At 42.1% G+C, this 15,278-nt stretch carries 14 protein-coding genes; all 14 read right to left on the bottom strand.

Annotated elements, in window-relative coordinates; all coding sequences use genetic code 11:
- Nucleotides 1-138: 138 nt before the first annotated feature.
- The gene (gene brnQ / locus EO118_RS07655) at nucleotides 139-1,470 is read right to left on the bottom strand and encodes a branched-chain amino acid transport system II carrier protein (protein WP_127069362.1); all 1,332 of its coding nucleotides are present in this window, start codon (nucleotides 1,468-1,470) and stop codon (nucleotides 139-141) included.
- Between the two features lie 206 nt (nucleotides 1,471-1,676).
- The gene (locus EO118_RS07650; protein ID WP_240626918.1) at nucleotides 1,677-3,680 is read right to left on the bottom strand and encodes a molybdopterin-dependent oxidoreductase; all 2,004 of its coding nucleotides are present in this window, start codon (nucleotides 3,678-3,680) and stop codon (nucleotides 1,677-1,679) included.
- Between the two features lie 13 nt (nucleotides 3,681-3,693).
- Complete coding sequence (locus EO118_RS07645; RefSeq protein ID WP_127069361.1) at nucleotides 3,694-4,170, bottom strand: hypothetical protein; 477 nt, start codon at nucleotides 4,168-4,170, stop codon at nucleotides 3,694-3,696.
- A 242-nt stretch (nucleotides 4,171-4,412) separates the two neighbouring features.
- Complete coding sequence (locus EO118_RS07640; protein WP_127069360.1) at nucleotides 4,413-4,847, bottom strand: DNA starvation/stationary phase protection protein; 435 nt, start codon at nucleotides 4,845-4,847, stop codon at nucleotides 4,413-4,415.
- A 185-nt stretch (nucleotides 4,848-5,032) separates the two neighbouring features.
- A complete protein-coding gene (locus EO118_RS07635) occupies nucleotides 5,033-5,455 on the bottom strand; it encodes a hypothetical protein (protein ID WP_127069359.1) in 423 nt (140 codons plus the stop codon).
- 33 nt (nucleotides 5,456-5,488) lie between these two features.
- Nucleotides 5,489-6,274, bottom strand: coding sequence for a sulfite exporter TauE/SafE family protein (locus EO118_RS07630; RefSeq protein ID WP_127069358.1), 786 nt, complete (start codon nucleotides 6,272-6,274; stop codon nucleotides 5,489-5,491).
- Nucleotides 6,275-6,277: 3 nt separating this feature from the next.
- Nucleotides 6,278-7,240: a hypothetical protein gene (locus EO118_RS07625; RefSeq protein ID WP_127069357.1), complete on the bottom strand. Its 963-nt coding sequence runs from the start codon at nucleotides 7,238-7,240 to the stop codon at nucleotides 6,278-6,280.
- Between the two features lie 9 nt (nucleotides 7,241-7,249).
- Nucleotides 7,250-8,431: a DNA polymerase IV gene (locus tag EO118_RS07620; RefSeq protein WP_127069356.1), complete on the bottom strand. Its 1,182-nt coding sequence runs from the start codon at nucleotides 8,429-8,431 to the stop codon at nucleotides 7,250-7,252.
- Nucleotide 8,432: 1 nt separating this feature from the next.
- Nucleotides 8,433-8,783: a helix-turn-helix transcriptional regulator gene (locus EO118_RS07615; RefSeq protein ID WP_127069355.1), complete on the bottom strand. Its 351-nt coding sequence runs from the start codon at nucleotides 8,781-8,783 to the stop codon at nucleotides 8,433-8,435.
- Between the two features lie 311 nt (nucleotides 8,784-9,094).
- A complete protein-coding gene (locus EO118_RS07610) occupies nucleotides 9,095-9,658 on the bottom strand; it encodes a redoxin domain-containing protein (protein ID WP_127069354.1) in 564 nt (187 codons plus the stop codon).
- A gap of 146 nt (nucleotides 9,659-9,804) precedes the next feature.
- Entirely contained in the window at nucleotides 9,805-11,046 is a 1,242-nt protein-coding gene (locus EO118_RS07605; RefSeq protein ID WP_127069353.1) for a serine dehydratase subunit alpha family protein, read from the bottom strand.
- 136 nt (nucleotides 11,047-11,182) lie between these two features.
- The gene (gene menC / locus EO118_RS07600) at nucleotides 11,183-12,322 is read right to left on the bottom strand and encodes an o-succinylbenzoate synthase (protein ID WP_127069352.1); all 1,140 of its coding nucleotides are present in this window, start codon (nucleotides 12,320-12,322) and stop codon (nucleotides 11,183-11,185) included.
- A gap of 97 nt (nucleotides 12,323-12,419) precedes the next feature.
- Nucleotides 12,420-13,259 carry a 2-succinyl-6-hydroxy-2,4-cyclohexadiene-1-carboxylate synthase gene (menH, locus tag EO118_RS07595; RefSeq protein WP_240626917.1) on the bottom strand — a complete coding sequence of 280 codons (840 nt, stop codon included), beginning with the start codon at nucleotides 13,257-13,259 and terminating at the stop codon, nucleotides 12,420-12,422.
- Nucleotide 13,260: 1 nt separating this feature from the next.
- Nucleotides 13,261-15,081: a 2-succinyl-5-enolpyruvyl-6-hydroxy-3-cyclohexene-1-carboxylic-acid synthase gene (gene menD / locus EO118_RS07590; RefSeq protein WP_127069351.1), complete on the bottom strand. Its 1,821-nt coding sequence runs from the start codon at nucleotides 15,079-15,081 to the stop codon at nucleotides 13,261-13,263.
- Nucleotides 15,082-15,278: the final 197 nt, after the last annotated feature.

Raw genomic sequence — 15,278 nt, 5'->3', positions numbered from 1 at the left:
CGCGCAAATGCTTAAATTGGAAAACCCCATACGAGGTTTATCATTCAGTAGAGTTGCATTTGACTTGACAATTCAAGATACAAAAAAATGTTGGAACCACTCGTATATGAGTAGTCCCAACATATATAAAATAATCTTTTAGTTAGCTTTCACCAATGCCCGATGGATCAATCCAATCACGAATCCTACGCCGCCGAATACGATCCAATCCATACCGATGCCATGCATCGGTACTTGTGTAGAGAAGAATTGCCCTACACTACCTAAGTCTACGCTCGCTGTTTCTAAGCCAGACACAAGGGCTGTGATGAAGGTTGCCCCTACTGTCCATGCATATACGCATTGGCGACCGTTGAACAACGGATGTAAAAATGCCAATACAATCAGTGCGATGGATAATGGGTAAAGAAACATCAACACAGGAATGGCTGCGGTAATGATGGTTTTCAATCCAAACATGCCTACGCCGAAAGAAATCAACACGAATAGCACTGCATAAGCTTTATAGGATAAGCCACCAAATTGTGTGCTAAAGTACTGCGCACAAGAGGTAACAAGTCCGATACTCGTCGTCAAACACGCCAACAATACAATGACTGCCAAGATCATAGCTCCTAAGTCACCAAATAACAAACGAGCAGATTCTGCCAATACAGGCGCCCCTGTATCTAAGATGCCTAACTGTTCTACGCTGGTAGCTCCTAAGCTAGCAATGAAGATGTACACCACGCCTAAGCAACCTACAGCGATTAACCCAGCTTTCATAGTGGCGCGTGTAATTTCATCACGTGTTTGTGCCCCTGAAAGTGTGACAAATTCGATAACCAAAATACCAAACACGAAGGATGCTAAGGCATCTAATGTGTTATATCCATCTAGGAAGCCTTGTAGGAATGCCGTACCACTAGTAGCGTAGGCCTCTGTCGGTGTGCCGTAGCTGCCTAATGGAGTAATTAAAGATTTAATAATCAATACCACGATGGTCAGTAGCAAGGCTGGTGTTAAGATTTTACCAATGCGATTCACCAATTTTTGAGGATTAATGGAGAGCCACAATGTGACTACGAAGAACCCTACAAGAAACAAGGATAGTGCTGTATCTGAGGCAACTCCGCCTAAGAATGGTTTCACTGCAATTTCATAAGATACTGTGCCCGTACGAGGGATTGCAAAAGCAGGGCCAATGGATACGTATAATGCCAATGTAAATAGGACTCCAAACACTGGATGCACACGGCTTGCCAAACTTTGTACATTACGACTGCCAGAGTATCCCATGGCCATAACCCCTAACAATGGTAAACCTACACCAGTTACGATAAACCCTAAGATGGCCCACCACACATTAATACCTGCATGTTGACCTAAGGTCGCAGGGAAGATTAAATTACCTGCCCCAAAGAATAAAGCGAACAGCATCAGGCCGATAGCAATATAGGCTCGCCCCGATAGTTGAGTATGATCTGACATACGCTCTCCTTTCAAATACATTCTACACTAACAAATATACACTGTATAAAAACAATTTTTATGCTCATTGTCTTATTATATCTAATTATAGACGAAATAAAAAGCCATTTCCCTCGTCGGAAATGGCTTTGTCTATACTGATTATGCATATACAGGCGAGCTATGATTGATAGATAAATTACATTGATTAACTATAACCCATCCTTTTAATCGCATGGTTCTACATCCACTTTTACATCGTAAAATGTACTACCCCAACCATAATCGGTAGGTCGTGAGGCAGTCAATACATTCATTGTATGCTCTGTATCATGAGACTGAGATTGCCACCAGACACCACTGCTCACAATAGTCCCCTTTGGCACCGTATCATCGATGACTAAAGCAATCCGCAAAGAACCACGTTCATTATACATACGCACAAACTCACTGTGTAATACCCCTTTGCTGAGAGCATCCTCTGGATGCATACGAGCGACCATCTGTGGCACATCCGCTTGTAGTTCACAAAAGGACGAATCTAGTATGCGTGGATCAGCCCCATTAATGAGGAAAAACTCCGCTATATCCCCATGAGCTTCACGATATACAGGATATGGATCAGCTTCTACTGGATTGTATAACTCGATTTTACCTGATGGTGTACCGTACTCCAGTTTATATGTATCTGGTAACTCCATCTCCACTAGCTCCCCTGCCAAGATTCTATCTTGCACTTCTCTTGCAATCGGAGCATATCGCACAATATCTTCAATCATTTCCAATTCTGACATAGCAAACACGGGATCGTCGATCTCCATCGCTTTGGCAATGCTACAGATAGTGTTCCAGTTAGAACGACTTTCACCAACTGGAGGAATGGCTTGATAACCACAACCGATAGTGTAATGTCCATAGGAATTATAGATATCATTATGCTCTACAGACGTCGTTGCAGGGAGCACAATATCTGCATATTTCGCCGTATCCGTCATAAATCGTTCGTGTACCACCGTGAACAGGTCTTCTCGTGCCAATCCTTTGCGCACCACTGTTTGGTCCGGCGATGTCACCGCTGGATTACTAGAGTATACATAGAGGGCTTTAATCGGTGGGTTAGCTGATTCTGTTAACATGGGCCCTAAATGAATCATAGGATTTAATCGGGTTTCTTTCGTCTGAAAGCGCTCCCAGCTGACACGCTTACCTCCAACAAATTGACTACCTGATGCACTCGATAACAAGCCCCCTCCTTTGTGTAGATATGCGCCCACCAAGGCAGGTAGTGCTACCACACATCGCACCGTATTTGCTCCATTCCCATAGCGAGATAGTCCACTGCCTAAGCGGATAAATGGCGCCATTGCCTGTCCATAAGCACGAGCAAACTGAATAATCCGCTCTTCTGGCACACCTGTAATCTGTGCTACTTTTGATGGAGGATACTGAGAAATGACAGTATCCTGGAATCCTTCATAACCTTGTACATAACGAGCGATAAACTCCTCATTTACTAGTCCTTCTTTGGCTAACACATGAGCCACACCCAAAGCGAAAGCTCCATCTGTGCCCGGTCGCAAAATAATGACTTCATCCGCTAATTTTGTTGTCTCTGTGTGGTGGGTATCAATTACCCACAGCTTAGCACCTTGTTGACGAGCTATGGTCACATCGTATAAGACATGTACATCCGTCGCCACTGCATTGAGGCTCCACAGCACCACGCAATCACTGTGTTGTATATCTTGTGGACGATTCCCCAAAGTGTTTCCCATAAGGCTAGCCCAACCATATCGCTTTGCGGGGGAACAAATTCCCTTATCTTGACGGGTAGCACCTAATATAGCAAAGAGCGGATCCCCTGCGCTTTTTTGTAAAATTCCCATGGTTCCTGCATAGGAATAAGGCATGATACTTTCAGAACCATAGGTGTCGATACAATATTGAAATCGCTCTGCAATTTCTTGTAATGCTTCGTCCCATGTGATAGGTGTAAATTGGCCGCTTCCCTTAGGGCCTGTACGGCGCAAAGGGGTGGTCAGACGTCCACTATGGTGGACGGTTCGTTCATAATGTTGCATTTTTTGGCACAGTGTTCCTCGTGTGAAACTATGCGTTTTCATACCTCGTACCTGTTGCAACTGGTCTCCCTCAATGGTCAAGGTCAATCCACAGGCATCTGGGCAATCATAGGGACATACTGATGTCCTTATCTGTATGGGCTTCGTCATTATTCATTCCTTACTAGTCATCATCAAAGTCATCAAACAAGTCAAAGTCAACGTCAAAGTCGAAGTCAAAACTATCTCCAGAATCATGACTGTAGTGATCAGAGTCTTCGGACTCTCGCTCGTCATATTCTAACTCATCTTCCATAATATCATTGTAGTTGTCACGGAAAAACCGGTCCTGTTCTGTTTCGTTTGCATCGGGAGAATCATAGTCTTCATTAGAGTCTTCTGACAATACATCTGATTGTCTATAATCGCGAATCGTCATGGATGCATAAGGGTCCACAGGTCCACTGTTTTCCGCTGAATCTTCAAGTTCTACCATATCCATAGCTCGATTCAAATCTTTAGGCGTTCCCTCTTGTTGCACCATATCCAAAAACTCATCCGAACTTACTTCACTTACTAGGGTATCCATATCTTCTACCACTGATGGATCCTTTTGTGGTTCTATGGTTTGTAATTGACCTTTTTGTAAAAATCGATTCATTCTCTGTCGCCCCTTTCACCATCTCTCAACTATTATATGTATTATACCACCTATAGCTAGATTTTCACTATATCCCCTTATCTATCACCTTGTAAAGGTATCCCCTATATACTAAAAGGACCCCTGAGCAGGGGTCCTCATGTATAGTTGTATAGTATAGTTGTATAGTGTTAGTAATGTTCAGAATAGTATCACATATAAGGGAGTGTATGTGATTAGTTCGATGTTACTTTCAGGAGGAGTTAGCCTAAAGTAGCACGTAAGAACCATAATTGTTTTTCATAGTAAGCGATGTGGTCTTCCATGATAGCTACTAATCCAAAGTTGCCTTCTTCATCAGCAGATTCACGAATAGCACGAGCTTCTTTATTCAACAATTCAAAGTCTCCTACTAAGAATTTATACACTTGTTCTACGGAGAATTTGTTCCCTGGTTCTTCTTTCAAAGATGCAATTTCTAAATATTTTGCCACATGTACTACAGGTTCTTCACCTTGCATTTTTACATGTTCAGCCACTGCATCATAATAGTCGAATGCTACATCGTAGACTTCTTCTAAATATTTGTGAGCTGGCACAAATTGAGATCCTACTACATTAAAATGGAAATTGTGAAGTTTAATGTTCCAAATCGCTAAGTTTGCAATATATTGGTTAACTGCTTGTAAGTTTTTCATAACTTGTTCTCCTTTTCTTAGTTTTTGCTAATTAGTATAATTAGCAATTAATAATTATTATTTGTTATGTACATATCTTAGCATAGTAAATTAGAAAATGCAATAGTTTTTCATATAGTTTATCGAAATATTTGGATGTAAAAAGTTCCCGTTACCTATAACATAACGAGAACTTATATCACATATTATTCACTTTTCTTAATCAATCCTTGTGTAGCGCTGTACAAGCAGAACCATACAAAGAAACTAGCCCCTGTAATAATCAAATACATGGTGTCTGTTAACTCACCCGAACGATACATCGCCAAGGTGTAAAAGAAGGCAGTCATGGTCATCAGAATATAGGATAATACGTAGCGCATACCACGCTCTACCTCTGCATCCATGAACATTTCTTTCTTGAAACGCATCCAGTAAATCCCACAAAGAACTAAGCCGCCCAACATATTAGTAGCTAGTAAACTCATGTCTGCCCTGCCATTAAAGAACCAGCACAACGCCAAATGATTGATGAACAGCATCCATTTGATCATCGTCGTCAAACGGGCTGTTGTAATCGTTTGCTGTGGCTGTGATTGGTGTTGCTTCTTTTTCTTTCCTTTTCCCATAGTATCCTCTCTATTTAATCTGTTCTCTATATCTTAGAACAATACATGAGATGTGTAAATCAATCGCAACGCTAAGATGCCAACCCCAATAGATAAACCAATCAGGATTGTTTTTGCTCGTAATCGTTTGGCAATATAGGCACCTAGTTGCCCACCTAATAAAGCGCCAATACCGCAAGGGATGGCCACCTCAAAATGGATATGTCCGTTCAAAAAGTGGGTCAGTGTGCCAACCGATGTGGAGGTAGCTAGGATAAAATGACTCGTAGCCGTTGCCATATGCGTAGGGAATCCCATCATATAAATTAAGGCTGGCACGTGAATCAATCCACCACCGATGCCAAATAAACTGGATAAGAAGCCTACCACAACACTCACCAATACACCAACTGTTTTATTATAGGTCAATTCTTCTAACTGCAAGGATTCTTCTTTACGCTCTCCTTTTCGCATGTTTTTGTAGCCAATAAACCCGGACATGATAAGCAAGAAAGAACCAAACCAGAATCGGAATCCGCTACCATCAAAGTATTCCGCCACATGAGCGCCAATGATGGACCCAGGGAAGGTAGCAATGCTAAATAAAATCGCTGCGCTGTAGAGTATTTTTTTCTGTTTCACATAGGCAATGGTTCCGGAAATAGCATTACAAGTTACTGTAAACAAAGAAGTACCTACCACCATGGCTGGTGTCCACTCTGGAAAGAAATATAAAAACACCGGTACAAAGATAATACCACCGCCAGCACCAATGATGGTTCCTAGAGCAGCCACAGCAACGCCTAACAAAATAAATCCTAATATACTGACGACATCCATATCTTAGTCCTCCTTAGTTAGCTTCGCAAACCGATCTAACTTATGCTTCTTAAAGATCGCTTTCATCCCACGCTTTTCCGCTTTTTTCTCTGCCTTTTTCTCTGCTTTTTTGGCTACTTTTTGTAAGACTTTTTCCGTCCATGCGTCACCATGCTCTTCTGCATAGCGTTCCCATTTAGATAGCTTTTTCGCCCACTTGTCTACAGAAGGGCTCTCTTTTTTATGTTTCGACTTATCCTTGCTTTTCTCCTTCTTTTTCTTTTTTTCTTGTTTCACAATGCAACATTTCTCGCGTTCTTCTGGGATGGGAGAATCTTCTGTGCAATGTTTACAACGTTTTTTATGTTCTTTTTTCGGTTTTCCCATCTTGAAGGTATCATACAAGTGAGACTCTGTACTAGTTTGTTTTGTTAAGTCTATCACAGTCTCCTCTTGACTAACATCCGCACGGTCCTCATCTGCCAACTCCCAGTCATCATAGTCATACTCATGGATACGCATCGTTTCGCTAGCACTGCTAAATAAATCCATAAACGAACTTGATACTGGCTTTAGTTCAACGGTTTCCACAACTTCTTCGACAGATTCTTCCCCTTGCCAGCGGTCAGCCATCACAAAGTCTACACCTAAAGCAACACCTACATCATAGCCTTCCACACCTTCCTCAGCCATAGATTCTACTTCTGTTGGCTCTTCTAAGGAAGATATCATATCACACAGATAGTGCTCCCTTACCATACTTTGGAGACTACGCAATTCTTCCCATTGTTTTCCTAGTAGCGCCAACATATGAGCAAAGTTTTCTAAATCTTCTACCACTTCCATAGCCATTTCAGGTGATTCCATATGTTGCGTCTCTAAATTCGCCACATATTGCTGTTGCACTTCCTTGCAATGACCATAGGCTGTCTGCAATCCTTGTAACAATTCCTCAATCTGTTCCTGATCCAATACATATTGTTGCATACTATCCTCCTAAGACGATGTCGTGTCATCCTTCAACTTTCGTTTCCACAGGGCTCCCGTGGTGACAATATCTTCTCCAAACCGTTCTTCCAAGGTATCTAGCACTTGCGCTAACCGATCTGGCTCTGTTTCTTCACTATGAAAAAGCGACTCTTGTTCCACCTGCTGGTGAAAGCCACTGACCGTAATTCCTAACAAGCGAAACGGTCCCTGTACATTAAGTTTATTATATAATACACACGCCGTCTCATACAATACATCTTCTCGGTCCGTCTGATAGGATAATCGTTTTTGCCGTGTTTTAGTGGTAAAATCTGGCAATCGCACTTTGATGGCTATCGTATGACCTTTGAGCCCTTTCTGGCGCAATCGTTTCGCTACATGGTGTGCAAAGTATCGCCATTCATGGTCGATTTCCTCTGTATCTATTAAATCTCTTTCATAGGTCAGTTCATTGCCTACGGATTGCAATTCACGATTCCACTCAATGGGACGATGATCAATACCTTTAGACAACAAATAGATGCGTTCACTTTGATGTCCGCAATAAGGTTCTAACTCGTGATAGGACTCTAGGCGCGCAATATCTTGAATCTGATGAAAGCCCCCTCGTTGTAAAGCTTGTTCCATATGGACCCCTACGCCCCACAATCTACGCACTGGTAAGCGCCCAATATGTGCTACCTCTTGCCCATGAGGAATAATATATAAGCCATCCGGTTTTTTCAAATCCGATGCAAGCTTCGCTAAAAACTTATTCGGTCCAATCCCGACAGAGGCGACTAGACCGGTTAAAGACCTAATTTGTTCTTTCACAGCACGTCCTACTGCCATAGGCGATTCATAGAGTTTTCCTAGCCCTGAAATATCTAAAAACGCCTCATCCATAGAAATGGGCTCTAAATAGGGACTAAACCGATGCAATACCTCATGAATTTGATCAGAGATTTCGTGATACCGTTCTATCCTTGGCAATAGATAGATACCATCTGGACATAATTTTCTAGCCTTCCCAATGGGCATAGCAGAACGCACGCCAAACTTTCTCGCTTCATAGCTGCATGTAGCCACCACACCACGTGAAGAAAGGCCACCCACGATAACAGGGTGACCTTGTAATTCTGGACGATCATGTTGTTCTACAGATGCAAAGAAAGCATCCATGTCTACATGCATAATCCAACGTTTCATATTATTCTGCCGCCGCTTGAGGAGCGTCTTCGATGCGACAGTATTTAATTTGTGCGCAAATGCACTCATCTTTTGTTTTATATAATTCAGGCAAGAATTTAACAAATTCATCAAATGCTTCTTCATTAATGGAATAGCGAGTCCACAAACCGCTACGCACAGAATTCACAATACCTGCATCAATTAAAATTTTCATATGATAACTAAGGGTAGATTGAGATAACTCAAAACTAGCCAAAATATCACAAGCACATAATTCATTACAAGACAACATGTCTACAATGTGCAATCTTGTTTCATCGCTAAGGGCTTTAAAAATCGCTGCCAATCGTTCGTATGTAACTTCTAACATTCTCATTCTCCTATATGTATTCTAGTGTAACCTTACCCCCTTATTATATACAAATTTTTAAACTAAATCTAATAATTTAAATGAATAAAGGATACCTTTTAGTAATAGCACTATATAATTTCTGAAAGATAAAAACGGCAAAGCATAGCTTTGCCGTTTTTATGGGAAGTAAAGGATCTAAGATGTGTTCTTAGGAAAGTTTACAAATATAGTCAACATGCTCATTTAGTACACCTTGTGTTGTTCGAGACTCGATAGAGAGAGGGAGAAGAATCTCGAACCACAAAGTCTAAAAGGGCTGTTTATTTACATTAGATTTTGCCAACTAAGCCAAGGTCTGCTGGGTTCAATGTTTTTTCACCAGGAGTCCATTTTGCTGGGCATACTTCGCCATGTTTTGCAACAAATTGGCAAGCTTGTACTTTACGTACTAACTCAGCAGCGGAACGACCTACGCCCATGTCGCAAATTTCTGCGGCACGAACGATGCCTTCTGGGTCTACTACGAAAGAACCACGATAGGCTTGGCCAGATTCTTCAGAGAATGTATCGAAGAAGTCAGCTAATTCATGTTTAATATCGGATAACATAGTGTATTCGATTTTATTGATTGTAGGAGATGCATCGGACCACGCTTTGTGAACGAATGCAGAGTCAACAGACACGGAGAACACTTCTACGCCCAAATCTTTCAATTCTGCGTATTGATCTTGTAAGTCTGCCAATTCTGTTGGGCACACAAATGTGAAGTCTGCTGGATAGAATACAAATACGCTCCATTTACCTTCGATATCTTTATTGCTTACTTTAATAATTTCAGGTTTACGGAATGCGTCTAATTCAAACGCTGGTAGTTGTTTACCGATGATTGCCATTCTAATATCTCCTTTAATGCAACAACCTATGCATAGCACATACTAAGTATGTGACTATCTAATCAATCTATGTATCTATCATACACTATACTTTTATAAAAATCAATATAGAATTGTTCTCATTCTCTATACCAATAATGCATAGATTACTTTTCTAACATCGTTTCTAAGATAACAACATCGGTTTGCTTCATTCCCTCACGGGCGATGGTCGCTACCGTTTGCACTGTATGGTCAATGTCTTCTTTGACGATACCTTGGCCTGCTTTAAAGCTATTATCCGTCTTTGCTTGAGTATATGCCAATAAGGAATTACCAAGGGACATACCAATTTTCATAGCACACGATGCTTTCGCTCCATCACAAACTACACCAGATGTGCCTGCTAATGCATTTGATAATGTTTCCCAAACTACTTCCTTAGATTCATTGAGCAAGAATGCTACACCAGCGGCTGTGGCAGAGGCTGCACTCACCACACCACAGTAAGCACTCAAACGACCAATATATTGTTTAATGTATAGAGCTAGCACATTGGCTAAGGCTAAGGAGCGTAACGTATGGTCACGATCGATACCATATTCTTTGGCATACATCATAATAGGTACAGACAATGTAATACCTTGGTTACCACTACCGCAGTTAATCATAACAGGCATAGAACAGCCGTCCATACGAGCATCAGAGCCAGCTGCAGCATAGGCACGCGCTTTATCTGCAATAGAGGAAGAGTTGGAAATAATCAATTTACCAATGTTAGAACCATAATTATTTTTCATGCCTTCTTCGGCTATGGCCATATTCAAATCTAATTGTGGTCCTAAAATGTCTTCTAATTCCTTTGCATCTACCGTACTAGCAAATTCATAGCAAGAGTCAAAACATAATTCCATAGAATGCTTTGCCACTTCTTCTGCAGATAAAGCAATCAACACTTCCCCATCTTTTTCTGCATAAGAAATCGTGGTATGCGTATTTTGTACAATCACCTTAGACGTATGCTCACCAGCAACGGCAGTGACTTCGATGAATAGATTTTCTACCCCTTCTGCTAACTCGATGTCACAGTAATCCGCTTCAAATAAACGGTCTGCCTCTACTACTTGTTCATGCGTAAGGTCCTCTAACACTTCTAATTCTTTTGCCGCTGTGCCTACTAAGGTGCCTAAAATAAGACTATAGTAAATGCCAGTACGCCCCTCTGAATTTGGGATGGTCACACTTTTCGCATTTTTAATAATATTACCGCTTAAACGGCCGTGAATATGATCTGGTCGAACTCCCAACAGTTCTGCCGCTTTCGCCGCTGCAAACGCCAAGGCAATTGGCTCTGTACAACCGAAGGCAGGTTTTACCTCACGTTTTAATAAATCTATGTACTCTTTCATACAAACCTCCTACTTACTCTATCGTAACAGTGCTATACTTCACCAACTACTAGCACCGTATAAGTTGTAGACTTTCAAATGCTACCTACTTATTGTATCATACCACATCCATGTCCTGTGAAAGTATACAAATCAGTTATAGCTGCCATAATTTCTTATGTATACAATATGATGTTATCGCTTCTATATCAACATCTACACCCAATCCAGCACGGTTAGGTACCTCTACAAATTGTGAAAGTCCCTTTGTACCGCAGTCTTGTATTCTACTAACAATGGGTGGCTTAGTCAAATCTCGATTAAAATAACGTAGTGAACCTGACAAATCTCCCGGCATATAAGCATCGCCTAAAGCCGCTAATTGCACATGCATCCATTTAGAAATGCTCGATTCCACCATGGACCCAATCCAGTACTGGATTCCATGGTCACGACAATACTGAATGACCTTAGCCGCTTCTCGAAGACCACCTAAACGCCCTACCTTTACATTCAGCACATCCAATAATTCATGGCTATGGGCATAGACCAAATCGTCATAACTCAAAATTGATTCATCTAAACATATAGGCGTCGTAATTCCCCAATCATGTGTTGACCTATATTGTTGATAGGTTGCTAAACTATCTATCTGAAAGGGCTCTTCTATACATGCTAAATCAAATGCATTCAAAGCCCGTACTTTGTCCATCTCTTGGTAGCTATAACTTTGATTCGCATCCACTGCTAACATAAGGCCCGGATAGGCTGCACGCACTCGTTTCACACGTTCATAGCCATCCTTGGGGGATACTTTCAGTTTAATACGTTCACACCCTTGTGATACATAACCAGACACGGCATCCACCAAAGTATCTAGCGGAACCTCGCCTATAACAATTCCTGTAGGCACAGTCGGCGCTATGGGCTGCTGTAATACGTATTCTACCGTATTGACCTCTAAGCGAGCACATTGCAGATGGAGTAAAGCATTTTCCACGGATGCCACGGTCATAGGCATTCCTTCCTCCAGCCATTGCTGTGGTAATGTGGTGGTTGCTTCTTGCCCTAATAGGTTTGGCAAATATCGTGTGCATAAGGTGTTCCAACAAGATGCCACCGTTTCTGGCGTATAAAAAGGGTCTACGAAGGCCACGCATTCCCCGTAGCCTACATAGCCTGCTTCATCTTCCAAACGAACAATGAGAGTATCCCTGACACCTAGTTCGCCCTTTGCCGTTTTGAAAGTAAACTTCATCGGTAGCTGCACATGGTACAGAGCAATATTTGTAATCATAGGACACCTCTCATTTCTATTACTGCAACTAGAATTATTAGCCACTATCTTCTTCCATATCCGCGCATCCTAAAAGTATACATAATCCACACATTCACTAATACTTCCGATTATAGAAAAATTGTTTTAAAATTTGCCGATACGCCTCTGGCGCTTCTACATGCACATTATGACCTACTTTCGGCACGATGCGATGAACATCACAAAAATACTGTGCTCCAATAGCTGTATATTTCGTATCTAATTCCCCACTAATGTAACAGATGGGCATAGTTAGTTCCGACAATCGATGCCCTACATAAGGCATCGTTCCTTGTCCGCTTCCTTCCAAGGTGAAAGCCAACGCATGAGGACTATTTAATAACCGTCGACGCTGAATCTGCTGTTGCACCTTTGTAGGTAAACTTTCTTGGGTCTTGAAGATATCTAGCTTTGCCCAGGTCTCACTAAACCATTGTATATCCTGTTTTCGAATGCGACTCCCTAACGCTGTATCTGCAAGATAGCGTTCATGACGTGCCGCTCTACCTTCTATCCCTACAGAGCCACTTTCCAAAACTAGGTGAGTCACTTCCTCTGGATACTCCAATGCGTATAATACAGCCATCCTCGCCCCCATGGAATACCCCATGAGAGCATACGTTTCTCCTGCTACGGCATAGATAACTCTGTGCAAATCGCTCAGCATTTGTGGCAATGTATACGGGGTTAATTCCATAGGCCGTGCAGACCTACCATGCCCCATACTATCGATCCGTATCAGCCGATAGCCTGGTACCTCAATACCATCCCAAGTGGAACCAGATTCCGAAAACCCATGGAAACAAACTAGGGGTTTCCCTGTACCCACTACAGACACTCCGTAGTGATACTCGCCTAGATTGATCTGCATCCGTTGTATATCTAACGTTCGTATATCTTGAATCATTGATTTCATATTATTGCACCCGATACACCTTGTGCAGTTCACGACTAATTTCTTTAGACGTAGGCACTTCTATGAGGTGAATCCCCTCTGTACCGATATAGTGTTGCATCGCCCGTTCTAACTCTACATTTGTTGTGACTTTCACATAGTCTAAGCCATACATGGTCGCTAAGCCACTATAATCAATGCCTTGCGGTGTATTGAATAGGTAATCGAAATCGTCCGTCCCTTTTTGTGGCAAATATTGGAAAATACCGCCTCCATCATTGTTATGCAGAATAATGGTCAAGTTCATACCATGCGTTTTTCCAATAGCCAATCCATTCAAATCGTGAAAGAAACTTAAATCTCCTGTAACCATGACCGTCGGTTTCCCATTCGTACTAAGCCCTAACGCCGTTGACACCGTCCCATCAATACCATTGGTGCCACGATTGCCGTACACCATGGCTTGGGATCTCCCAGTGGCCCAGAAATAATCCATATCACGAATAGACATACTGTTCGCTACTAGAATTTGTCCCTCATGGGGCATCATGTGTTGCAACATGTGAATCGTACGGCCTTCAAATAGAGTTGGTTCTTCTTGTACTTTGTCTAACTGTTCACGACTGTCAGATTCTATCTGTTGCCATGCTTTTACATACTCTATATCAGCTATTGTATTCTGAGCAGATACAACACTACCGTTCTCTACTCTATGTTTTTCATTTATATTTATATTTTCTTGTTGCACTCCTAATTCATCGCCAGCAGTGCTTACATTAGAGTCTTCTACATTAGAAATATTTAATAGATTTTGCTCTTTATCTCTTATCCTTGTGCTTAGCCCTGGTATCACAAATAAGCCACGACACAACTCCCCTAAGAATACATCTACACTCGCCATCACATGTATAGTGGTTGTCAAACTAGGGTTCACCACATCTGCATTAGGGCTCACCGTAATATAGTCGATGTCCGTCAAGGTTGCCATCCATTGTTGAATCCGCTTCGACACAGGAATTTGCCCCAATTGGATAACCACATCTGGTCGCAACTTCTCCCACCGCTCATGCTGTGCTAAGAATGCATCATAGGTGCTGATGACGCCCTCATATTGACGCAAATTGGACAAAGGGTCCCCTATCACAACGGCACCAATTCGTTCTGCAAACTCTACCACTGTTTTAGGATTCGTCACGCTAGGGCCACCCAAGATGAGTACTCGTTTTCCATCTAGCAAGGATGCCAAGGACCCTATTTCCTCATGTTTCACGAGGCGGAACGGTTTCGCACTGCGCCCCTGTGTAAAATACTCTTCCTCACGATTCGGAACCAAGGGCTCAAACAAAGGCACGTTGATGTGTACAGGTCCTAGTTTATGGTCATTCGCTTTCAAATAGGCACGGCGTGCTACTTGACGAGAGTAGGTATAATAGTGACTTTCACTAGGCACAGACAATTCTTCATAATAGTTCACAGCGGAGCCAAAATATTTCTGTTGATCAATGGTCTGCGGCGCCCCTACCTGTTGCAAGGTGTACGGACGGTCAGCGGACAAGATGATCATCGGCACACCGCTATGCTTCGCTTCCACCACGGCTGGACCATAATGAGTCAAAGCAGAGCCCGATGTACACACCAACACAGCTGATTCACCTTGTGCTTTGGCAATGCCTAATGCCATAAACCCAGCGGACCGCTCATCAATATTCATATATGTGTGAAAGCCTCCATGGCTTTGAAAGAGCATGGCTAATGTAGTGGACCGTGAACCGGGGCTGAACACCGCATGGCGCACTCCCAATTGGTGCAACTCATCCACCAAACTTGCTATATATTCGTTCATATCATATCTCCCATACCATCCTGTGGTATTGTGCTATATCTAATAGTGACTATCTACTATGTATTATATCATTGTTTTCAGATTCTGTACGTATTCATATGGGTAGCATACGATCTCTAACTAAAACTGATACGTTTCAAGACCTCATTTACGAGTGACTGATAGGATAAACCAACCCCATATTATATAGCAAACTA

It is taken from the genome of Veillonella sp. 3891, from assembly GCF_003992315.1.
In the GTDB taxonomy this organism is placed as follows: Bacteria; Bacillota; Negativicutes; order Veillonellales; family Veillonellaceae; genus F0422.
The sequence above is the reverse complement of the archived record's forward strand: the minus strand, read 5'-3'. Positions and strand labels throughout refer to the sequence as shown.